Source organism: Streptomyces inhibens (assembly GCF_003389455.1).
In the GTDB taxonomy this organism is placed as follows: domain Bacteria; phylum Actinomycetota; class Actinomycetes; order Streptomycetales; family Streptomycetaceae; genus Streptomyces; species Streptomyces inhibens.
Genome location: NZ_QUAC01000485.1, coordinates 23,660 through 45,240, shown reverse-complemented (window position 1 = coordinate 45,240; position 21,581 = coordinate 23,660). Strand labels below are relative to the sequence as shown.

23 protein-coding genes and 1 pseudogene are annotated in these 21,581 nt (G+C 68.4%); 15 read left to right on the top strand and 9 right to left on the bottom strand.

What is annotated here, in order from left to right; translation table 11 throughout:
• Positions 1-5 precede the first annotated feature (5 nt).
• Complete coding sequence (locus tag DY245_RS43410; RefSeq protein ID WP_128512626.1) at positions 6-230, bottom strand: hypothetical protein; 225 nt, start codon at positions 228-230, stop codon at positions 6-8.
• Between the two features lie 658 nt (positions 231-888).
• Between DY245_RS43410 and DY245_RS43405 the strand changes: the two genes are divergently transcribed.
• The 6 genes and pseudogenes from DY245_RS43405 to DY245_RS45595 all read left to right on the top strand — a co-directional run bounded on the left by DY245_RS43405 (position 889) and on the right by DY245_RS45595 (position 6,037).
• On the top strand, positions 889-1,602 hold the full coding sequence (locus tag DY245_RS43405) for an iron-containing redox enzyme family protein (protein ID WP_220378015.1): 714 nt from the start codon (positions 889-891) through the stop codon (positions 1,600-1,602).
• A gap of 19 nt (positions 1,603-1,621) precedes the next feature.
• Positions 1,622-2,917 (top strand): pyridoxal phosphate-dependent aminotransferase, encoded by a 1,296-nt coding sequence (locus DY245_RS43400; RefSeq protein ID WP_128512625.1) that lies wholly within the window; start codon positions 1,622-1,624, stop codon positions 2,915-2,917.
• A gap of 13 nt (positions 2,918-2,930) precedes the next feature.
• Complete coding sequence (locus DY245_RS48595; RefSeq protein WP_181924117.1) at positions 2,931-3,311, top strand: FAD/NAD(P)-binding protein; 381 nt, start codon at positions 2,931-2,933, stop codon at positions 3,309-3,311.
• A 402-nt stretch (positions 3,312-3,713) separates the two neighbouring features.
• A pseudogene (locus DY245_RS43385) lies at positions 3,714-4,163 on the top strand (IS6 family transposase); the annotation flags it as partial.
• A 156-nt stretch (positions 4,164-4,319) separates the two neighbouring features.
• Positions 4,320-5,102 (top strand): membrane protein YczE, encoded by a 783-nt coding sequence (gene yczE / locus DY245_RS43380; RefSeq protein ID WP_244943641.1) that lies wholly within the window; start codon positions 4,320-4,322, stop codon positions 5,100-5,102.
• Positions 5,103-5,254: 152 nt separating this feature from the next.
• The gene (locus DY245_RS45595; protein ID WP_220378014.1) at positions 5,255-6,037 is read left to right on the top strand and encodes a phosphotransferase; all 783 of its coding nucleotides are present in this window, start codon (positions 5,255-5,257) and stop codon (positions 6,035-6,037) included.
• 263 nt (positions 6,038-6,300) lie between these two features.
• Here the strand turns inward: DY245_RS45595 and DY245_RS43370 are convergent, their stop codons facing one another.
• Positions 6,301-6,603, bottom strand: a complete 303-nt coding sequence (locus DY245_RS43370) for a winged helix-turn-helix domain-containing protein (RefSeq protein WP_128512623.1) — start codon at positions 6,601-6,603, stop codon at positions 6,301-6,303.
• On the bottom strand, positions 6,603-7,055 hold the full coding sequence (locus DY245_RS43365) for a hypothetical protein (RefSeq protein ID WP_128512622.1): 453 nt from the start codon (positions 7,053-7,055) through the stop codon (positions 6,603-6,605). Before DY245_RS43365 ends, DY245_RS43370 begins: the two co-directional genes overlap by 1 nt.
• Before the next feature lie 493 nt (positions 7,056-7,548).
• Here DY245_RS43365 and DY245_RS43360 point away from each other — a divergent pair, with 493 nt between their 5' ends.
• On the top strand, positions 7,549-7,989 hold the full coding sequence (locus DY245_RS43360) for an NUDIX hydrolase (RefSeq protein WP_128512621.1): 441 nt from the start codon (positions 7,549-7,551) through the stop codon (positions 7,987-7,989).
• A 114-nt stretch (positions 7,990-8,103) separates the two neighbouring features.
• Here the strand turns inward: DY245_RS43360 and DY245_RS43355 are convergent, their stop codons facing one another.
• From DY245_RS43355 to DY245_RS43340, 4 genes are all read right to left on the bottom strand, one after another.
• On the bottom strand, positions 8,104-8,700 hold the full coding sequence (locus tag DY245_RS43355) for a hypothetical protein (RefSeq protein WP_128512620.1): 597 nt from the start codon (positions 8,698-8,700) through the stop codon (positions 8,104-8,106).
• A gap of 438 nt (positions 8,701-9,138) precedes the next feature.
• On the bottom strand, positions 9,139-9,318 hold the full coding sequence (locus DY245_RS43350; RefSeq protein WP_128512619.1) for a hypothetical protein: 180 nt from the start codon (positions 9,316-9,318) through the stop codon (positions 9,139-9,141).
• A gap of 27 nt (positions 9,319-9,345) precedes the next feature.
• Positions 9,346-11,604: a M48 family metalloprotease gene (locus DY245_RS43345; protein ID WP_128512618.1), complete on the bottom strand. Its 2,259-nt coding sequence runs from the start codon at positions 11,602-11,604 to the stop codon at positions 9,346-9,348.
• Complete coding sequence (locus DY245_RS43340) at positions 11,601-12,146, bottom strand: hypothetical protein (RefSeq protein WP_128512617.1); 546 nt, start codon at positions 12,144-12,146, stop codon at positions 11,601-11,603. The genes DY245_RS43345 and DY245_RS43340 overlap by 4 nt, the downstream gene beginning before the upstream one ends.
• Before the next feature lie 328 nt (positions 12,147-12,474).
• Between DY245_RS43340 and DY245_RS45590 the strand changes: the two genes are divergently transcribed.
• Together DY245_RS45590 and DY245_RS45585 are read left to right on the top strand one after the other, a co-directional pair.
• A complete protein-coding gene (locus DY245_RS45590) occupies positions 12,475-12,756 on the top strand; it encodes a condensation domain-containing protein (RefSeq protein ID WP_425329532.1) in 282 nt (93 codons plus the stop codon).
• A complete protein-coding gene (locus DY245_RS45585; RefSeq protein ID WP_220378012.1) occupies positions 12,753-13,025 on the top strand; it encodes a hypothetical protein in 273 nt (90 codons plus the stop codon). Before DY245_RS45590 ends, DY245_RS45585 begins: the two co-directional genes overlap by 4 nt.
• Positions 13,026-13,106: 81 nt before the next feature.
• On the opposite strand, the gene DY245_RS43330 is transcribed toward DY245_RS45585, so the two are convergent.
• Positions 13,107-14,453, bottom strand: a complete 1,347-nt coding sequence (locus DY245_RS43330) for an MATE family efflux transporter (protein ID WP_244943640.1) — start codon at positions 14,451-14,453, stop codon at positions 13,107-13,109.
• A 485-nt stretch (positions 14,454-14,938) separates the two neighbouring features.
• On the opposite strand from DY245_RS43330, the gene DY245_RS43325 reads away from it, so the two are divergent.
• From DY245_RS43325 to DY245_RS43315, 3 genes are all read left to right on the top strand, one after another.
• A complete protein-coding gene (locus tag DY245_RS43325) occupies positions 14,939-15,166 on the top strand; it encodes a phosphopantetheine-binding protein (protein WP_128512616.1) in 228 nt (75 codons plus the stop codon).
• 300 nt (positions 15,167-15,466) lie between these two features.
• Complete coding sequence (locus DY245_RS43320; protein WP_128512615.1) at positions 15,467-15,844, top strand: VOC family protein; 378 nt, start codon at positions 15,467-15,469, stop codon at positions 15,842-15,844.
• A 266-nt stretch (positions 15,845-16,110) separates the two neighbouring features.
• Positions 16,111-17,577: a hypothetical protein gene (locus tag DY245_RS43315; RefSeq protein ID WP_244943639.1), complete on the top strand. Its 1,467-nt coding sequence runs from the start codon at positions 16,111-16,113 to the stop codon at positions 17,575-17,577.
• A 203-nt stretch (positions 17,578-17,780) separates the two neighbouring features.
• On the opposite strand, the gene DY245_RS43310 is transcribed toward DY245_RS43315, so the two are convergent.
• Positions 17,781-18,221 carry a hypothetical protein gene (locus DY245_RS43310; protein WP_128512614.1) on the bottom strand — a complete coding sequence of 147 codons (441 nt, stop codon included), beginning with the start codon at positions 18,219-18,221 and terminating at the stop codon, positions 17,781-17,783.
• A gap of 246 nt (positions 18,222-18,467) precedes the next feature.
• On the opposite strand from DY245_RS43310, the gene DY245_RS43305 reads away from it, so the two are divergent.
• From DY245_RS43305 to DY245_RS43295, 3 genes are all read left to right on the top strand, one after another.
• On the top strand, positions 18,468-19,721 hold the full coding sequence (locus DY245_RS43305; protein WP_128512613.1) for a sensor histidine kinase: 1,254 nt from the start codon (positions 18,468-18,470) through the stop codon (positions 19,719-19,721).
• The gene (locus DY245_RS43300; RefSeq protein WP_128512612.1) at positions 19,706-20,353 is read left to right on the top strand and encodes a response regulator transcription factor; all 648 of its coding nucleotides are present in this window, start codon (positions 19,706-19,708) and stop codon (positions 20,351-20,353) included. Before DY245_RS43305 ends, DY245_RS43300 begins: the two co-directional genes overlap by 16 nt.
• Positions 20,354-20,536: 183 nt before the next feature.
• The gene (locus DY245_RS43295) at positions 20,537-21,487 is read left to right on the top strand and encodes an SDR family NAD(P)-dependent oxidoreductase (RefSeq protein ID WP_128512611.1); all 951 of its coding nucleotides are present in this window, start codon (positions 20,537-20,539) and stop codon (positions 21,485-21,487) included.
• The last annotated feature ends 94 nt before the right edge of the window (positions 21,488-21,581 follow it).

Sequence of the window (21,581 nt, the reverse complement as noted above, 5' to 3'; positions counted from 1 at the left end):
CCAGGTTATAAGGCTGCGTCGCCGCGCGGTGCGGTGAGCGCCACGTCCGCGGCGCACGCGACGATCTCGCCCGGGAGGTCGTACATGGTGCGCGCGTCGTGCGGCAGGACATCCCGGTACTGGTCCCGGTCCGCATCGTCCAGGAAGCAGAATCGCTCCAGCTCGGGCCGCGTCGGCTCCTCGGCGAATCTTCCGTACGCCTCGGCCTGCTCATCAGTTGGAAATTCCACTGGGGCATGCAGCGGACGTAACCATCCGCCGCGAGTCATCGCGGCTCTTTCCCTCGATGCCCGCACGAAACATTCCGCCTGTGCTGTGGCGGATCACCCTTGGGCATCCATGATCGATCTCACCGATACCGGCTGCTCCGATGGTCCCCATGGCCGATATGGCCGGTTGCGACCTGTTCCTGGTAACGGTCCCTACGCCACCGTGGATTGCGACCGAGCTGGAGTGGTCATCGTGGCTTGCCTGGAGGGTGGATCTTCCTGCAGGGCTCCGTCCGCCTTCATCGGGAGAGATGCCTTTGCATGTCTATGGTCCTGTCCGAGCTGCGTCTCGACTCTTCGTGACGTGGTGTAGCAAATGGGAGGGAGTGATGTTTTCTTCATCCGCAGGGTATGGACAGCTTCCCTCGGATCCGAACGGTTCTCATGTCAGAGGGTGCATCTGCGGGGGACATCTCGCACTTCGCCGGCATAGCCGCCGCCACGACGGCTTCTGGCGGTGATCACTCCGACCGACGGCGTCGGTAAGGCATTCATCCAGTGGATCGTGCGTCAATCCGAAGATTTCATTGGCCACGATTCAAAACCTGCATGCAATGGGGGTAGAAGCAAGATGGCGACAAGCACGGGAATCGCACTTCACGATCAAGTCACCTCACTCATGGACGAGTTGGAGCGACACGACGTCTACAACAATGATTACTTCAAGTTCCTCGAGAACTCGCCATGGAATAGCCGGACCTACGACTTTCACCGGGCAAATTTCTTCCATCGAACCGAGGGTACGGTCAAAGGCATCGCCCACGTGTGCGCGCAGGCGGCAGCCAGCGACGATCGTGACACGCTGGTCCTGTTTTCCTACATCCTCAACGAGGAGACCGGGAACGGCGAGGCTGCTCATTGCCACGAGGTGCTGATGGAGAACGCCCACAACCTGTACGGCCAGGTCGAGTTCGGCCTGCCGCCGCTGCTCGTGAGGGAGGCACGGAACAGCAATCTGGTCATCCCCGAGACGTTCGCGTACCGCGAGCGCACCCTGGAGCTGCTGGGCGCCGGCTACCACCGCATGCTGGGCGTCGCGATGGCCCTGGAGTCCCACGCCGACAAGATGTTGCAGGTCTGCCGTACGGCGTTCCGCAACAGCAGCAACGAGCTGCCCGAATCTGAGTTCGTTGACAATGTCGAGGTCTACTTCAACGTCCACGTCGGCCAGGAGGGCGTCGAGGAACGCCACGCCGCCGATGCAAGAAAGTGCGTCCTGAACAACTGCCATACCGATGCGGACGTTGCCGAGATCGCCTATGGCGCCACAGAGACCCTGAACATTCAACTGGAGATGTGGAACGCGATGTACAAGGCCACGTCCACGAGTTGAATTCCGCAGCGGGAGAGAGGTGGCTCGTACCACCGTGCAGAATAATCGTGGCATTTCCAATGCCGTCCTGAGCATTCCGGAATCGGCGACTCACGGAACCGCGGCGAAGCTCGCCGCACTCAATCACGGACTCGCCGAGGACGATCAGATCATTGACCTCAGCATCGGTGCACTGGATACACCAACCGATTCCCGGATCGACCGAGGCGTGGTCGAGTTCGTTCAGACGCAATCCGGCACGATCCATGCGTTCGCTCCCGTCAAAGGATTTCCGTTCCTGCTGGAGTCCGTTGCGGCGCGTGTGGCTCGCCTACACGGAATTAAGTACGATCCGAACAGTGAAATCTTGGTCACGCCGGGCGGTGTGAAGGGTTCGATTTCGGTAACCTTCCATGCGTTGCTGAATCCAGGCGACGAGGTCGTGATTCCCGTGCCCAACTGGCCGCACTACTCGGACATGGTGCGGCTGCACGAAGCGACTCCGAAGACCGTCCTGGTCACGGCGCGCGATGGCTTGACGGCGCCGGCCCTAGAGGGAGCGATCTCGGAGCGAACCAAGATCATCGTCCTTGGCGACTGCATCAACCCGACCGGCAAGGTCTACTCGACCGAGGAGCTGTCGGCGCTGGCCGAGATTGTCGCCCGATGCAACGTGCGGCGCGAGGCCCGCGGAGAGAGCCCGATCTACGTCTTGTTCGATTCTCCCTACGAGGCCCATATCTTGGGGGCCCGCGCCAAGACGTTTGCCGCCATCGAAGTTCCGCTCACCGACGGCAGCCACTGCTCCATGCGGCCGTGGACGGTGGCAGTGACCGGACCAGGCAAGACCTACGGCATGCACGGCGATCGGATCGGCTATCTCTGCGGTCCGCCGGACATCGTGGACGCGTCCGCGCGGGCGCAGGTCAACCTCACATCGTTCGCGTCCACCTATGGCCAGATCGCCACGCACATCGCGCTGCAGCCGGAGATGGACGAGGTGGCGACCTCCAGGGCGAAGGCCGCGCGCATCAACCTCGAAGCCATGCTGCGAGAGCTCGATGCAGTCCCCTCGTTGCGGATCAGCCCTCCCCAGGGAGGCTACTTCCTGTTCGTCGACTTATCGGGCTACGCCGACGCCTACCAGAGGCAGGGCTACGGCACCGCCGATCAGTTCCTGCTGGCCGAAGCAAAGGTCGCCACGATCTGCGGTAGCCGCTTCGCGGAGGGCGAGCCCCTGAACCATTTCGTGCGGATCAACTGCGGCCGGACGGGATCGCTCTTGAGCAAAGCCGGCACACGCATCAGGCGCGCCCTCACTCGTTTGGGGCCCTGACTTGAATGCCATCGTGATCGGAACCGTCAAATACTCCATCATCGGTACCGGCTTCGCAGGCACATGCGCGCTGTGGCATCTGGTTCAGCGACTCACCGATGCACGCCGACTGCCCTCGCTCTCGCTCTCGACCTCGACCTCGGCCATCACGATCACCACGGTGGAGCAGGGGCCGGTGAACGGGCCGGGATATCCGTACGCAAAAGACAACGCCCAGCTCGCACATCGGTGCAACAACGAGGCGAGCACCAGGGGAATCAACGAGGCGAGCACCATGAGAATCCATGGCAATGATTTCATCGATTGGATGGTTGAGAGTAAACCGTGGCCCCCTGATGGACCCGCAAATCCGCCAACACCACGGCCGCGCACTACCGCGTCCCTGCGAAGATGAAACGCGCCGGGATCGAGACCGTCCGCGGCCTCGCCACCGGCCGGCATGCGACCGCCGCGCCGATCACTCCGCCGCCTCCTACGAGGTTCGATCGGTGGCGGCGCCGTTCGGGATCTGCGTCGAACCTTCCGACGTGAAAACAGGCGGCAAAGCCTGCCACATCCGCTTCCAGTGCGCCGGATGCGGCCACTACCGCTGGGACCCCTCCTACCGCCCCGACCCCTCCTCCCTCCCCGCGATCGAGGACCACATCCGCGCGCTCAAAGCCGACCGCGGGAAGGCCAACGCGCCGGCGCCGCCGAGTCGGCGTTGTCAACTTGGCTGATGGGTTGTCCGTGGGATGAATCACCGGGTTGGTCGTGGGGCGTCAGGAGGGCTGTCGGGGAGGCCGGAGCGCCGTAGTACAAGGGGTTCCGCTACCCGGCGGAGGTCATCTCCCAGTGCGTGTGGCTGTATCACCGTTTCCCGCTCAGCCACCGCGAGATCGAGGAGCTCTTGCTCGCCCGCGGCGTGGTCGTCTCCCACGAGGCCATCCGGCAGTGGTGTGCGAAGTTCGGGCCGGAGTACGCGCGTGGCCTGCGGCAACGCCAACCCCGGGCCGGCGACAAGTGGCCTCTGGACGAGGTCTACGTCAAGATCAGCGGCGAGTGGCGGTACCTGTGTCGGGCAGTCAACCAGGACGGCAGCGTCCTCGACTTCCTCGTCCAGTCCCGGCGCGACGCGAAGGCCGCCAAGCGGTTCCTGGCCAAGCTGCTGAAGAAGCAGCGTCGGGTACCCAGGGTGCTGGTCACCGACAAGCTCGCCAGCTACGGCGTCGCCCACCGGGAGCTGATGCGGTCGGTGGAGCACCGGCAGTCGAACACCGGTGGCACTGGAACGCCCGCCGCAGCCTGAACACAGCACCACCACCCGACCCGACTAGAGCCCGGCACACCCTCACCCAGGCAAGCGCCCAGACGAGTTGACAACGCCACTTTGATGTATGCAAACACACCGGAGGCGACTGGCATGGAGCAGGAGATCACGGACCGCCACAAGCGCAAACTCCGGCGCCGTCACGAGGAACGCGCCGCGGCTCCGCTGACGCCCAGTACACGCCCGTCCCTGCCGCCTCTCACCTACATCCCCCTCGGTGAGCATCCGCTGAGACGCTTTCCCCAACTGCTCATCGGCCTCGCCCTGTACGGATTCAGCCTCTCAGCCATGGTCCGGGCCTCTCTGGGCGTCAACCCATGGAGCGTCCTGTACGAGGGTCTGGAGCGCCACACCTCCCTGAGCTTCGGCACGATCAGTGCCCTTCTCGGTGTTCTCGTGCTCCTGCTCTGGATCCCCCTCAAGCAGAGGCCGACGTTGGGCACCGTCGCCAACATCATCGTCGTGGCGTACTCATCCGACCTGGGCCTCTTCCTCATCCCCCAGCACCTCGGCTTCTCGGCCCGGGTCGGCCTGCTCGTCGGGTGTGTCTTTCTGAATGGATTGTCCGTTGCCGTCTACGTCGGCGCGCGCTTCGGACCTGGCCCCCGGGACGGGTTGATGACCGGCGCGTCCGCTGCAACCGGGCGTTCCATCCGGCTCATCCGCACCCTGATCGAGATCACTGTGCTCGGCGTGGGCTGGCTACTTGGTGGGAGCGTGGGCGTCGGCACGGTGCTGTACGCACTTACGGTCGGCCCGATCACCCAGTTCTTCTTGCCCTGGTTCGCCTACAGGAGAACCGCCGAACACGCCGTGGAAGCAGCAGGGCCATCCGAGGAGGCGAATCCGACTGCACCGTGCGGTGGCTTGCCGTAGTTGTTCGAGTACGACGTGATAGCCGGCATCGAGGACGTATCGGGCGGGCCGTGCCGATGAGGTCGATATGCGCGCCCGTGAGGGCGCTGGTGACGAACCCGACAGGATTCCTTCTCATGAGCTCTGGCCGATGGGGCACCCACGCAATCGAGATGACCGCTGACCGTGTGATCAAGCGGTTCCCGAGGAAGGACGGCGGTCGCGCCGAGCGGGAGTGGCGGGCTTTGTCCTTGCCGGCCACGTATGCTCCGGGGCTGGCTCCGGAGCCCCGGGAAGCCGACCTCGCAGCTGTTGAGCCGGTTGTGGTGATGTCTCGGCTTGCCGGAGCCACCTTGCGTGGTGCTGCTGTTGAGGGCAAGAAGATCGAAGCCTTGGCCGAGGCGGTGACCACTCTGTATGAGGCCGTGCCGTCCGATGTCGTATGCAAGATCCCGCTCAGGCCCGGGCATCAAGGCGAGCTCATCGGCCACCTCGATGAGTGGGCCGTGACGGTTCGCCCCCAAGCCGGCGGCCCGGTGAGGCAGGCCATGGACGCCGGGTTGGACTGGCTGGCCCGGTCGGGGCTGGGAGCCGACGCTCGGGGGGAGGTTTCACCCGTCTTCGGTCCGGGTGACGGCAATCTCGCGAACTACCTGTGGGACGGCTTGCGGGTCCAGGTCGTCGACTTCGAGGACTCGGGCCGCAGCGATCGTGCCTTCGAGCTCGCGGAAATCACCGAGCACGTGGGCAGTTGGGTGGAACACCCCTTTGACGTCTCAGCCTTCCTGGAGCAATTCGAGCTTTCCCCCACGGAGACCGCGCGCCTGCGGGAGAGCCGCCGGCTGCTTGCTCTGGTCTGGCTGTTCCTGCTGGCGAGCGAGGCAACGGAGCATCCCAGGAACCCTCCCGGCACGGCGGAACGGCAAGCTGACCGGGTGCTGGAGCTATTGGCGTGATGATGAGACTCGCGGCCAGCGGGCGGCTCCGTCGGATCAGCAACCAGCCTTCGCGGACGGGCCTGTTCCAGCTGTCGGCGTGGGCATCGCGAGTGAGCCGACGCGTCACCGTCACTCCCGTGCACGGTCTCGTACGAACGGCAGGTGCAGCTGCAGACGTCGTAGAGGAAGGGGCAGGCACCCGAGCAGCCTGACTCTTGTCTCGATCGGCTGCGGCTCACGGCATACGGGCACGAGCGCACGAGCAGTCGGTCAGGTTCGGTTCACTTCAGTGGCGCGCGTGCGGCCGCGACGATCTTCTCCAGTGCCGCGGCGTGCCGCTGGAATGCCTGCCGTCCATGCGAGGTGAGGCGGACGTGGGTGTGCCGTCCCTTGCGGTCCCGTGTTTTGCGTACGGAGACGTATCCGGCTTCTGCCAGTGCGGAGACCTGCTTGGACAGGGCCGAGTCGCTGGTATTGACCGTGTCCCGTACGAAGCCGAACTCCACCCAGTCGGCCGGGGCCAGCAGCGCGACGACCGAAAGCCGGGCCGGAACGTGCAAGAACTCATCGAAGTCGGGGTCCATCAGCGGTGGCCATCCCTGCGCGCGATCGCTTTGACGACTGGGCGGATCATGTTCCCGGCCACCAGACTCGCCAGGGCCACGACAGCGGCCGCGAGGGTGGACGGGGCCGGCAGGCCGAGCAAGCGGGCGGCAATCAGTACGGCTGAGAAGACCACCCAGAAGGCGACCCCCAACCACACGTAGAACACCGCTTCCACGCCGGCGACTTTCCTGCGGACGGGCGCACGGCGCTGCTGTATGACCAGCCCTACCGCCCCCAGGCCGCTCCCCAACAGAGCGGCGGCGATATTCCAAGGCCTGGGCAGGTCGAAGGAAGCAAACATGGCGAACAGCGCCAGCGCCGCAAGGAGCGAGTGGGAGCGGGATGAGACGTGACGGATGTACTCGTCGCAGGCCTGGTTCTGACGGTGACGTATGTCGTCGAGTGCGGCCTGGGCATCGTAGTCGGCCATGAATTCCCCCTGATCGTCCGAGTACTTGCGCGTGGGGAAAGTACCACCCTTCTTTCCTCATGGGAAAGCAGGTAAGCAGGTGGGGAAGAGGGATCATCGGCGGTGACTACAGGACCCGCATCCGAACAGGCCGCCGACCTGTGCCGCATCCCGTGATTGAGTGCGGGCTCGACCTACCGGCTCACCCCGGCCGCGCACCACAGCCATCGGTCTGGACGTTTCGAGGTTTGCGCAGTCCGGGCCGGGCCTATCTCGGGTGCCCGAAGTGCGGCGCCGTTCGTCGAGGAGAGGTTCAGAAGATCAACGTGCCCCTTGTCTCGATCAGCTGCGGCTCACGATGCTCACCGGGGTGCCGCGGCGGGCGTCGGGGTCGTCGATATCCGCGGCGGCCAGACCAGCTCCTGCATGGCGCCGTGAGCGAGGAACTCTTCGAACTCCGGCGCCGGTTGGCAAAGGTGACACTGTCTGTGTTGGTGGCTTTGGAGGGGACCTCATGACCGATCAGACCGTCGATCAGACCGCCGATCAGACCGCCGATCAGCCGGGCATCAGCGCGGGGATCATCGTGGAGGGTGACCGTGTGCTGATGGTGCGCCGCCGGGCGCGAGAAGGCGAGTTGATGTGGCAGTTCCCCGCGGGTGCCATCGAAGCCGGGGAGACTGCCGAACAGGCCGCGGTCCGGGAGGCTCGGGAAGAGGCCGGGCTGACTGTGGAGGTGCTGAAGCTCCTTGGCGGGCGCGTGCATCCGAAGACCGGCCGACTGATGTCGTACACAGCCTGCAGCGTGGTCTCGGGTGAGGCGCGCGTCGCCGACGAGGAGGAGATCGCCGAGGTCGCGTGGGTGGCACTGACGGAGATCCCCGCCTATGTGCCCTACGGCTTGTTCGAGCCGGTGCAGGAGTACCTCGACAGCGAACTGACAGCGGCTGAGTAGCAGCAGCGAGAGCCCCGACCCGACTTGGAGCGGGGCCCTTTCGCTTCTGAGCGACCGGTGTTGGCGCCTGCCCCAGACCGGCCTGCTGCTGTCGGTCGAGGCTTGCGGTGTTTGTCAGTGACCGAAGGGCGGTTCGAAGCAGCCCGACTCCATGTATGGCCCGTTGACCTGCACCTGGTAGTTGGTCTTCTGTACGAATGCGGTGACACAGGCGTCGCTGTGGACGTGAAGTCCGATCCGGGCGCCTTCGGGTGTGACGTAGTGGTCGCCTTCGTAGCGGGGTTCCATGCTCCGCACGTCGAGTTTCCCGCCGGGCTGCTCGCCCTTGGGGCCGGTCCGCTGTTCCTTGTACCCGAGTGCGAGCATCGCCGAGCGGACGCTCTTGGGATCCCACTTTCCCTGTTTCCAGAGGCGTTTGAGTACGGGTTCGATGCGGTCGGCTTCCCTTTGGGCGTCCTTCGCGTTGGCGGGGGACATTTCGCGGGGGCGACGGTTGGCGTTGTTCTCGTTGTAGTGCGGGGCTCCGTCATGGGCTCCGGGTTCCACGTAAGGGGAGGCACCGGATCCGGAGGGGCTGGGGCTGGAGCTGGGGGATGCGCTCGGCGCGCTGGCCGCGACGCGCTGCTGGCCGCAGGCAGTCAGGGGTATCGCGGCGCTCAGGAGGAGTGCGGCGGCGAAGTGTCTTCGCCGCCGAAGCGTTGAGATGAGCATGCAGATCACTCTGCCATGACGGCACCATCTGCGCGCCGAGCGTCATTCACCGTGATCAGATGCCTGCTCGCTCGTGGCGCGGATTCGTCACACCCAGAGGTGGGGCCTATTCGCTTCGGGTGCCTTCCCAGCGTCGGCTGCTTCGTGCCCTGTCCGCGTTGCAAGGAGTCCAGCCAAGTTCTGCACCTGCCGGAGTTTGTGGCGTTTCTGCCGCGAGGGTCGTCCTTGCGGGGTAAGTACGCGCGCGCAGCCGGCCGAGTACACCGTTCAGTGGCTGTTGCCGGTGGGCACGGCCGCGGCGGGCTGGTGGCTCTGGTGAGCGGAGCGGTAGTCGCGGGGATGCTGCTGTTGGCCGGCGGGATCGCCGGCCCGGTTCCTGCGGGAGGTAGCGCTGGCGGTCCGACCGCGGTCACGGGACAAGGGACAAGCCTCCTCGGATCAGGCGGGCCTGCCGTCGGATATTGCCTTCCTGGGCTTGGGCCTGACCGGCAGGCCGTCGTCCGCTGCTGCGTTCTCGGCTTCGGCGAGGGCCCGGTGGAGCGAGGCGACCGACGGGGACTTGCCCGCGTAGGACCTGCCCAGCGACGAGCTCCCAGCAGCCCGCCATACCAGCCCCATGACCAGCAACTTCAATGAGAAACGGGCTCAGTGGCGTCTGCCGTCGCGCAGGGCGGCCCAGGCCGGGATGAGAAGCAAGGCCAGGGCGGCGGTCCAGGCCGCGATGTACAGTTCCGGGCTCAGCGTGGGCGCCAGATCGGGCGCCACTCGGCAGGCCACGTGATCGGTGCCCCACCGCAGGCAGGCGAAGTGATTGCGTGCGGTGAAGGCGGCCGTCGGCAGCAGCAGCCCCGCGCCGAGCGTGCCGAGAATTCCGTGCAGAGCGCGCAGTTCGCCGTCAGCGTGGCGCCACGCGACGACGAAGCCGACGGCGAGCTGCAGCAACGCCGCGAGCGCCACCGGATAGAAGGTGAAGACCCCACCGACCCATTCGATCGGCCAGGGGAAGGCTATGGCACAGAACAGATGCCACAGCCACAGGCCGAGCCCGGCGGCGGCGCTGAACACCACGCCCTGTGCCAGCGCCCGCAATGGGCGCAGCTGTGGCGGAGCGAGGAGCGCCGCCGAGCTCTCGGCCGACACGGGCTGGAGCAGGAACCGGTCGGGTCCTGCGGTGGGCGCCTCGGCGCGGGCGCGCCCGGAGAGCCGTACGCCGAACCGTGCGGCGAGTGGGAGCCCGACGGTGACCACCACCAGAGCGATGACCCACAGGGGCGGCGTGATCACGACGGTCGTCGAGAACACGAACCCCAGGTAGTCCAGCGGCGTCGGCAGCAGGTTCAGCGGGCGCGGCAGCTGTAGTAGATCGAAACCGGGGGTACCGGCGGCGTAGGCGTGCCCCAGCCAGATGCTCAGCAGCGCGACGCCGCCCGCGCACCCGCCGACGACCAGCAGCAGCGGACGCCGGCCGGCCAGCACCACTGGTGCCCACACCCGGGCCGTCGCCGCGTTCCATCGCACGAATCCGTAGCCGACGACCCCGAGGATCAGCCACCACGACAGGTGGACCGGCAGCGAGTTGGAGATGCCGAGGGACAGGGCCGTGTTGTGCGCCCTGTCCCCGAAGGTACCCACGATGAGCCCGGCCGACATGGCGAGCCCTGTGCGATGTGCGTCTGCCCACCGACCGTGATTGAGCCGTGCGGCCAGCGTCGCGCGCCAGATGCCCATCGCCACGCCACCGCCCAGCAGGACGGCGGGGACGACGGCGGACAGCGGGCTGCCGCGGTCGCCGAGATGGGTTGCCGCCTCGGTCCACTGCGCCACGTGCTGGTAGACGAGTGAGCAGGTCAGGGCCAGCCCGAACGCCTCCCAGGGACCGAAGCCGAACAGCAGCCGCGTGTCGCTCAGTGCCGCCAGCCGCTTTCCGGCGGTGGGATGCGAGCGCAGGTAGCCAGGCCGGCGGCGGCCGGTTTGCTCAAGGCCGTGCTGAGCGGCGAGCACGCGGCGTAGCGAGTGGGCTCCGCGGGTCCACACGGCTACCCGGGCGTCCGCGTACAGCTCGCGGCTGCGCAGCACCGCGGTGCTGGTGAGGGTGACGGTGGCCGCGAGTGCGCACTGGGCGAGGACGAGCAGCAGCTGGTAGAGCAGACTCTGGGGCATCAACAGCCACCCGACCAGCAACGCAAAGGGCGCGGTGACGGCGAGGGGAACCGCAAGTGCGGTGACGAACAGCCGGTGGCAGATGAGCGTGAGGAAGGCGACGTCCACATCCCGGTTGCGCAGATGCGCCAGTTCGTGCAGGACGATCGCGCGGAAGGCCTCAGGATCCTGCGCGTGCAGATGCAGCAGTCCGCGGCTGAGCATCACATGGCGCCGACCGGCCCGGCCGAAGGCGAGCCCGGTGGGGCCCAGGTCACGCCAGTTGACGACGAAACGCACCCGGCACCGCAGCTCGGCGAGCGCCACCAGCTCGTCGAGCGTTCGCCGGATGTCGGCGAAACCGGCGGCCGGCAAGGGCCGCAGTCGGCGCCGGCGGATCCGGTGGACCGGCAGCAGCCAGTAAACGACGCCGACGGCCAGCCACAGCGCCCCCAGGGCCGCCAGTTCGATGGCGGTCTCATTGCCGAAGTCCGGCAGCAGGCATCTGCGGGTCAACTCCTCGGGATCGGCAGCCATGTCCTGGAAGTTGTCGGCTGTGCATTCGAGGGCTGCGGTGATGCTGCCCACATCGCCGCCGAGCCCGAAGTAAGCCGCCGTGCTGACCGCCCCGCCGAAGGCCACCGCCATGGCTGCCGATGTGCTCAAGATGAGCAGCGCGAACCGTAGCGATGTCCCCGACGGCATCCGAAACGGATGCGGCATGCCCACCGGAGCGCCGACGGCGGGAGCCGGCGCGGCGCTCATGAGGTGATCTCCTCCTCGCCCGGGGCCGGCGGCGCCTGCACCCCGCCAACGATGGCGTCCGCCAGCAGCCCCGCTTGCGCGGGCGGGAGTCCTAGGGCGGCGGCCCGGTCGTAGGCGATCTGCCGCAGCCGCTCCAGCTCCTCGGCCCGGGAGGCCTCCCGACCGTTCGGCTCCACAGCGCGTGGTGCGTCGGGCGCGGCGAACGGATTGACCGCACCGCCGTCCCCGCCACCGTCCCGCCGCGCCCGCCGCCGTCCCCACCAGCCCCGTCGGCGCTCCTGGCGCATGACATCGGTGACGATGTTCCCGGCAACGGCCGCTGCGACCGGCAGCGCGAACTGCGTCAGCGTCCCGATGACGATGGCATCGATGCCGATCCCCAGCGGCTCCTGCCGGGCCTTCCGGTTCTCCCGGCCCGGATCGTCGAAGTAGGCCTCGGCCGTCTCCTCGAAGAGCGCCAACTCCTCCGGCGCCAACCGCCGCACGGCCTCCCGAGCCAACTCCCAGGCCCGTTGCGTCTCGCAGTCCCCTAACGCACTCACCGGCAGCCCCCGTCTTCTGTTCGCCAGTCCCTCCGTTCGAGTATCGGTCCCCAACTCCCGCCACGGTCAAGCCTTTTCCCGGCTGTGCCGCACCCACGGCACCGTCGTACCGTTCACCCGGAGCGGCGCGCTACGAGCTGCTTACGCGGACCATGTGCTCTGGCAGCGCGAACTGCTGCCGGTCCGGGCCGGGGAACGGGCCGAGTTCCTGCCGACCTGTGCGCGGGACTGGCAGCGGTGGCCCGCCGACGGAACTGCACCGTCTTCATGACCGTGCACGCCGCTCTGGCCGCACTGCTGACCCGAGCGGGAGGCCGGCACCGACGTACTGAGCGGCACGGTGGTCGTCGGCCGCCCTGACAGCGCGCTGGAGGAGCTGGTCGGCTTCTTCGCCAACACCCTGGTGCTGCGCTCCGACACCTCCGGCAACCCGTCGATGGCCGAGCTGCTGGCGCGGGTCCGGGAGGCGGATCTGGAGTTCCTCGCCCACCAGGAAACGCCGTTCGACCAGGTGGTGGAGGCCGTGGCGCCGCCCCGGTCCAGGGCCCGCCACCCCTCTTTCAGGTCCTGCTCGCGTTCCAGGTCGAGCCGCCGCGGCTTCCCGACGTGACGGGCCTGACCGTGCTGCATCGCGAACTGGCAACGGACACCGCCAGGTTCGACCGGACGTTCATCCTGACCGAACGTCCGGAGAGCGGCAGTGGCGGACCGGGCGGGATCGAGTACGCGGCCGACCTCTTCGAAGAGACGACGGCCCGTTGGCCGGCGGACAGCCTGCTCGCTCTGCTGCGGGCCGCGGTAGAGCAGCCGGATACGCCCATCGGGGCGGTGGAGCTCGCCGACCGGCCCGCCCCGGACCGGTCGGCGCCCGCGCACTGAACGGGTGTGCACCTCACCGCGCGCAAGGTCGTCCGCCCCGCGACCTTCTGCTACACGCTTCAGGGCGGACGAGACGATGGGTCAGACCGGCACCGGGGCCGCGACCGCGAGCGCGCTGTAGCGACGGAAGCACCATCCCTGGGCCACGATCAGGACCAGGTTGACCACGGCCAGCGCGCCCCAGAGCGCGCTGAGGCCGCCGCCGGCTGCCACCGGTCCGGCCAGGACGGCCAGCGCGCCGTAGCAGGCCGCGAAGCAGAGCATGCTCGGCAGGGTCCGCCGGACACCGATCAGCCCGAATCCGAACAGGGCCTGGAAGGCGTCGGCCAGGGTCGCCGCCAGCACGAGCGGCAGCAGGTCCACCAAGCCGTCCTGCACCCGGGGGTCGGCGCTGAACACCGCCAGTACGGGCCCACGTAGCACGGTGAGCAGCCCGCCGAGCAACAGCACCGCCCCGGCGGAGACGACCAGCCCGGACACCGCCCCGGCCCGCACACCCGCCAGGTCCTGCTCCTTGAGCCGCTCCGTCACCACCGGCACGACCGCCTGCCCGACCGCCACGGCCGCGGTGAACATCAGGTTCACCAGTGACACCGCGACGCTGTGCACGGCAGCCGCCTCCGTGCTGATCCGGGCGGCCGAGAAAGCCAGCACTCCCAGGACCGCGAACTTGATCAGCACAGTGGCGGCCAGCGGAAGACCGACCCGGGCCAGCCCGATCACCTGCGCCGGCTGCGGGCGCCCCAACCTCAAGGAGCGACCTGCCAGTTGCGGAGACCGTCGGAGCGCGGCCTGCGCGACGACCGCGCTGAGGGTACTGGAGGCCAGCATTGCGATCCCGGCACCTGTTAGACCGAGGGAGGGCAGCGGACCGGCGCCTCCGACCAGCAGCAGCGAAAGCACGACGGCCGTCCCCGTGCCGGCCAGTCCGGCGCGCATCACCAGGTGCCCCCGGCCGAGCCCGATCAGGGCGGAGCCCGCCGTGGTCGACACCGCGGTCAACAAGGTGGCCGCCGCCAGCAGGACCGGGAACAGGCCGAGCTGATCGAGTGTTGCCTCCGGCACGCCCCCGATCCGGCCGATCCATGGCACCGCCGCCACCGCGAGGGCGCCGAGCCCTCCGGTGGCAACTGCCAGCCACATCCCGTTGCGCAGGACCGGGACGAGCTGCGCCGGCTCGTCCTGGTGCTCCGCCACGAAGGGCATCACACCGCGCTGCGCGCCGGCGATCGCCGCGGTGGCCGGGCCGAAGACGGCCATGGTCACGGCGAGACCCGCCAGTGCCGCGGTCGCGTGGTGGCCCAGGACGGCGGTGTCCACCAAAGCGCCCGCCGAGGCCGCGATCATCGACAGGTAGAGCGGCAGCGCGGCCGCGGCGATCTGCCTGATCAGGGCCGTGGCCGTCGGCCGCCCGTTGTTCGTTGTCACTGAAACTGCTCCCGTCCGATTTTCGTGGATATCCAACCCGAGTGCGTGGGCCGGGCCTTGGACAGTGGGCCCGGCATGCGGCCGCTCAGCCCGCCGGCCGGGCCCACCGCCGCCGGACGGCGCACCTGGCTCCGGTCCGTCCGACCGGAGCCGCTCGAGCTCTGCGTCGATGCGATCGGCCACCTCCTCGACCGAGTCGAAGAGGTAGAAATGGCCGCCCGCGAAGGCGTGGACGGTCATCGGATGCCGGAACGCCCTGCACCAGCCGTCCGGCGAGGCCACCGGGTCGGCGAGGCCGCAGACGACCGCGCCGGGGGTCCGGCGCAGCTGTGCGTTGGCGGTGGCCCGGTGGCCGTCGACCACGGTGAGGTCGGCCCGCAGGACGCCGCAAGATACAATGTCACACGTGAGATGTCATGTGGCCTCGGTGGTAGTGAAGAGGACGCAGGCCACCCAACCCGGCTCCGATCCAGGGGAGAGTTCCGATGAGCCCGCAGCGTGAGCAGATCCGCAGCGTCTGGGAGTTGGCGCTCGGCCATGGGAACCTCACCGGCGACGAGAGCTTCTTCGCCGTCGGTGGCCACTCCCTGTTGGCCGCTCAGGTGACGGCCCGGATCAATCGCGTGGCCCCGGCCCGGATCGCGGTCCGTGACCTCTTCGACCACTCCACCGTCACCTCCCTGGCTGCGCCCATCGCCTCCCGAACGGTCTGACCGCGCAGGGGCGTTATGTCCAGCAGGCTCTCCCCCTCGCTCCGTTGCCGTCCGTGCCTGTCTCCCCAGCCGCCGCGTCGAATGAGTCCAAGGCGCGCCAGAAGACAACGACGACGCGGTTCTCCCGGCAGACAGCGCCACAGGATCCTGTGCGACTGCATCGCAGACCTGGACCAGGTTCTGCCGTTGCTCAACGAAGCAGAGGGCTGCTGTCACTACCAGCGTCTGCGTCAGCCGGCTCACCTCGTGTCGGATACCGCTCGACAACTCACGAAGGAAACGAGGTCCTAGGATCTGGCCATGATCGCTGACCTGCAGTGCGTGGTGCTGGACTGCCCCGATCCGGGGCAACTTGCCGAGTTCTACCGGTCGTTGCTCGGCGGGGCCGTTGATCAGCACGACCGGCGGTGGGCGCTCGACGAGGACTGGGCGACGCTGCACTCGCCCTCCGGTCTGGTGCTCGCCTTCCAGCGGGCAGCGGACTACCGGCCGCCGCAGTGGCCTGATCCGGCTCGGCCTCAGCAGTTCCATCTGGACTTCGGTGTTCCGGACCTGGACCGAGCCCACGAGCAGGTTCTGGCCTTGGGCGCGACCGTGCTGGATGCCGGCTCCGACGGGCGGGGCTGGCGCATCTACGCGGATCTGGCGGGGCACCCGTTCTGCCTGGTTCGGCACTGAGAGCAGGTCACAGGACGCGATCGGCGTCGGTCACAGGGCACGATCTCAGCCGGATCAGGAGTGCGGCGGCGGTGACGGCCGTGCGCTGTACCTGATGCCCTGGCCGACGGCGTTGACGGCGTGGCCGGGACCAAGCGCCTGTGTGGAGCGCATCGAGCTCCAAGTCGACCGTCCGTCGACGTGGCCAGGCCGGGGCGCATCGCGGTCACCTCGGAGTGCCACCCGCGCCGGATGTTCCTGCTGGAGCCTCGTTAGGGTTCGGTCGTATGACCGACCGCGTTCTGGAACTCTTGCGCACCCGCCCTGATCTGGCCGAACTGGCCGCGTTTCCGTTCGACTTCGATGTGAGCCGGGCGTACCACGTCGAGCCGGTGCACCTGGCGTCCGGTGCGTCGTTGGAGCCGATCGCCGGCGACGACACCGGCGGCACGTACTTCCTGTGCGAGGGAACAGCCGTACTCCACGCGTCCTCCGACGGGTACGCCTCGCTGCTCGCCGACAGTGTCGGCGAGGCGCTCGAAATCCTCGTGCGGCTGCCCGCGTGGTGTGTGAACGTCTCCCCCGAGCTGGACGAGGAGGGCCTGCTCGCCGCGGTACGTGAGGGGGACGACGAGGCGCGGGAGGAGTTCGCTCCCGAACTGGACGCGCAGCGAGCGGCATTGATCAGCGGTCTCGGCCTGCCGGACCGGTCACTGGTCGAACTCAACGCCCTGTCGGAGTCGGCCACCCGGCGCACCGAGCCGGACTACCTCCTGCTCAATTCGGACGAACTCTGCGCCTACCAACTGGAGGAATCCTTCCGCCAGTCCCTGCGCGACGTCGTCCTCGGCCCGGGACGGGAGGCGCTGGAGCGGATGCGCTCCGGCGACCTCGGCGCGTGGGAGGAGGCGGCTGCGGATCCGGTGCTGCGGGCGGGGGTGCTGCGAGCCGCGCAGTACGACCGCCATGACGGCGACCTGCCGCTGCTCCGTTTCCTGCTGGAGCATGAGAATGCCGCGCGGACCGAGTGGTTCGAGGAGCGGCGGCTGGCCGCGGTGCTGGTGGCGTTGCACGGGCAGGACGGGGACGTTGCGCTACTGCGGTCGGCCACTGCCGGGCAGGTCACCGACAGCGCCGGAGCCGTGGAGTGGGCCCGCGCCGAGGAGGCGAAGCGGCACGGGCGGGATGTGATTGCCGAGAGCGAGTTCACCTGGATCGAGCTGGCCCACCGGCAGGGTCGTATCGAGCACGCCCGGGTCGCGCTCATCCGCCTGCTGGACGACACGGGCCCGGACGCGGACCGGCTCCGGGAGCTGAGCCGCGCGCTGGAGCGCATCGGCGACCACGCACAGGCGGCCCGCGCCCAGTTCAACCTCCTCTCGCTTCAGGACACGGCATGGGACCGGGCCTCGGAGGCGTACGTCCTCGCCCGCCTGGAGCGCCGCAAGGGCGATCTCGCGGCAGCGGGGCGGGCGCTGGAGCGGGCACGGGCGGCGGTCGGTGCCGATGGGACCACGCCGGACGGAGCGGTTCCGCAGTGGCACCGCCGGGGGCTCGGCCGGCTGATCACGGAGCAGCATTTGGAGCTGACGCTCGCCGCGGTCGAGGCGGGTGACGCGGAACTCGCGCGTACGACGATGGCGCACGGCAGGCTCCTGCTGGACACGATCGGCAAGGAGTCGGCGAAGGCGCTCAGCCGGCTGTCCACGCGGGCGAAATGGGCGGTGGTCGGTCTTCGCCCGCCCGGCGCCTGACCCCTGCGAACCGCCACGGCGGAGGGCGGGCGCGGCCGTATCCGGGGTCGCCGGGTACGGCCGCCGCGGGCGGCCTGCTCGGCCTGGGTGGTGGCACGAGCGGCTCCTTCGTGATCAGGCACCACGGAGCGCCCACCGCCGCCCTCACCGCATCACCGCAAGCGAGCGCAGCCTTCGCACCCAGGCTCTGCGGCTTGAGGGGGTCAGCGTGACTTGGAGAAGGCGGCGCGCAGTCCGGATCCGTTGATGGGGAAAGCGGTTGCGCCGATGGTGAGGGCGCAGGCGACCTGCATCGCGATGAACCACGGCGGGAGGGCGCCGGGAATCATGTCGATGGCGACGATCGCGATCGGCACGATGATCGAGATGAGGCGCACACGGAGATAGGCCCATCGTGCTCCCCGTGAGGCGCGCACGGTCAGCCAGTAGGTCACCGCGGCGCTCGCGAGCACTCCGGCTGATCGGCCCCACATGAACGAGGTCACCTCGTGTCCGGTGATCGCGAGGACGACGACCGTGATGAGGACCGCGGCGCTCAGCGCGCCGTAGGCCGCGACGAGCAACTTCATCTTGCCGAAGGCCCGTTGGGTGTGCGGATGGTTGAGGTGGGCGGCCTCGGACGTGGTGTGGCTGATGGTTTCCATGTCTCTCTTCGTCTCTCTTCCCTCGCGTTGTCTGGTGTGGTGTCGACGCTAGGGAGCGCATGGGAGCTGCGGTATGGGCCTGGACGTACAGGGCGGTGGGGCCAGACCCACTTCGGAGCCGATCCGGCGGGCATCGGGCTCCGTGCCGTGCACAGTGAAAACACCGAGCCGTACCAGCCTGATCGGCGGAGCATCGCAGGAACCGCGGGTGCCACGGTCAGGTTGATGAAGTGAGAAGGAAGAGTCATGAGACAGGTGATGTCGTGGGTGGCCAGTGCCTGCGTAGGGTTCGTGCGGGCGTGCGTGGTGGTGATCGTCAGCATGCTGGTCCCGGCCGTGTGGGCCGCTGCCGTGGCACTGGGGATCTGGTGGGCGGGCCCGTGGTCGTGGGTGCCGGTGTTCGTGTGGGCGTGTATCGGGACTCTCGCCCTGTCCCGCCCCGTCTGTCGGATGTTCCGCTCCCTCGTCGCGAGGTGGACGGCCACCGTCATTCCCGCCGGATACCGGCAGGCCGAGCCGGTGGTGCGCATGTCCACCGGGTACTGGTGGAACGGTTTCACCTACGCGCGCAGCAGCCAGCAGGCCCGCCAGGAGCAGCGGTGGCGGGTCCGGCGGAGCGACCCGGCTACCTGGCGTGACCTGCGATTCACGGCGATCGCACCGGTCACCGTGGGCGTGATCGCGGCCATCCCGCCGGCCGGACTCGCGGCAGCGGCCGTCGGGCTGTCCCAGCCGTCGCTCCCCGCACGCACCCTCGGGGTGCTCGGCCTGGCCGTGGCCTTCGCCGGCGCCCCGTATGCCTGGCGTTCCGTCGAGCCGGTAGCCGTCCGCTTCCTGAGCGCGTCGTCTGCGATGGCGCTGGCGGACCGGGTGGACGAGCTGACGGCCCAGCGCGCGGACACGACGGTGGCGCAGGCCGCCGAGATCCGCCGGATCGAGCGCGACCTGCACGATGGAGCGCAGGCCCGCCTGGTCGCGCTCGGGCTCTCTTTGGCGACGGCGGAGAAGCTGATGGAAACCGACCCCGACCAGGCCAAGGCCCTGATGCGGGAAGCGCGAGTCGGCGCCGCCACCTCACTGACCGAGCTCCGCGAACTGGTCAAGGGAATCAACCCGCCGGTGCTGAACGACCGAGGGCTCATCGATGCCGTTCGCGCTCTTGCCTTGGACAGCCCGCTAGAGACGACTGTCAGCGCCGATGTGCAGCTCCGCCTGGACCCGCCGATCGAGTCCGCCCTGTACTTCGGAACCGCCGAACTGCTGACCAACGCGGCCAAGCACGCCCATGCGACCCGGGTGCGAATCTCCATCGCCCGCGACGACACCGGCATCGTCGTTGATGTCGAAGACAACGGCCGGGGCGGGGCCGACGTGCGAGCCGACGGTGGGCTTGCGGGGCTGCGCCGCCGCCTCGCGGTCTTCGACGGCACCCTGGAGATCGACAGCCCGGCAGGCGGTCCGACCCGCGTGAGGATGATGGTGCCATGCGAATCGTCGTAGCCGAAGACCTCTACCTCCTGCGCGACGGGATGGTCCGCCTCATCGAGGCGTACGGACACCAGGTGGTGGCGACGGCAACCACCGGGCCCGAGACGCTCGATGCGCTGCTGACATGGCGGCCGGATGCTGCCGTCATCGACGTCCGCATGCCGCCGACCCAGTCGGACGAGGGCCTGCGGGCGGCTCTAGCCGCCCGCAGCGAACTGCCCGGCCTGCCCGTCTTGATTCTTTCCCAGTACGTCGAACAGCTCTATGCCCGCGAACTCTTGGCCGACGGCGCCGGTGGCATCGGCTATTTCCTCAAAGAGAGCGTGTTCGACGCCGATCAGTTCATCGATGCTCTGGAACGCGTCGCCGGTGGCGGGACCGCCATGGACCCAGCCGTCGTCGCCAAACTGCTGTCCAGCGGGTCCTCGAACCGACGACTCGGAGAGCTCACCGAACGCGAACACTCCGTGCTCAGCCTCATGGCCGAAGGATTGTCCAATCAGGCCATCGGCCAGCGGCTCTTCCTCAGTGCAAGCGCCATCAGCAAGTACACCACCTCCCTGTTCGGCAAACTCGGTATCACCGATGACGACAACAACAATCGCCGCGTCCTCGCTGTCCTCGCTTACCTGAACGAGCCCTGACGTGCCTCTCGGGCCCGGCGCGCGGCAGGCGGGGCGAGGCGGGTATCGGGCCGCTATCGGTGGCGGACAGCGATCTGTCGGTGGGGTGTCGGTGGCTGCTGAGACCGTGAGGCGTTGGCGGCACCGGTGATGAAGGTGCCGTCCCGCCCGCCGCTGGATCACTCCGAGCGCAAGGAGCCCGCCATGCCCTCCGTACTCAAGACCCAGCCGTGGAACGTTCACCGGCTGCCTGCCGCCGAGGGCAAGCGCTTCCTGGTCACCGGTGGCAACGCGGGCATCGGGTATTTCGTCGCCGAGCAGCTCGCCGGCACCGGGGCCACGGTCGTTCTCGGCAGCCGCGACGCGGCGAAGGCCGAAGCCGCGATCGCTTCGATCCGCTCACGCGTCCCCGGTGCCAAGGTGCAGCATCTGCGTCTGGACCTGGCCGATCTCGCATCGCTCAAGACGTCCGTGGACGCGCTCGGGCCGGACCGCCTCGACGCAGTCGTCTACAACGCCGGCGTGGCACTCGACCATCCACCACGCCGCGAAACCAAGGACGGCCACGAGCTGATGTTCGCAACCAACCACCTCGGGCACTTCGCACTGACCGGATGGCTGGCTCCCCTGCTCGTGGCCACGCCAGGGAGCCGGATCATCACCACCGGCAGCTTCGCGGCCAAGTCCGAACGCCTGGACTTCGACGATCTCCAGAACACACACGACTACCGGCCCAAGCGCACCTATGGGCGGTCGAAGCTGGCCCAGATGCTCTTCAGCTTCGAGCTTGACCGCCGTCTGCGCGCCGCCGGCAGCACAACGCTCAGCGTGGTCGTACATCCCGGCGGCGCGCTCGACTCCCTCACCCCCTCGCGCCCGCAGGTTCGAGTCCGGACCACTGGCGAGCGGCTGCGCGGGTTGCCGCTCGGCCTTCTCGTCCAGGGCAAGGAAGCCGGCGCGTGGCCCGCCGTTCGGGCCGTGCTCGACCCGGACGTGCGCGGCGGCCACCTGTGGGGACCCCGGGTGTTCGGGCTGCGCGGTAGGCCCGGGCTCGCACCCATCTGGGACCACCTGGCCGACACCACGACCGCGGCGCGCCTGTGGGCCGCCAGCTGCGACCTGACCGGCGTGGCCCCGACCTTCACCCCCGTGTAACGGAGTTCGTCTCCAGGCGCCCACCCGAGAGACGCTCGGGGGAGAGGGCAAGCGGCAGCTCAAACTTGGATGAGATCGCTCAGCCGGCCCCGTC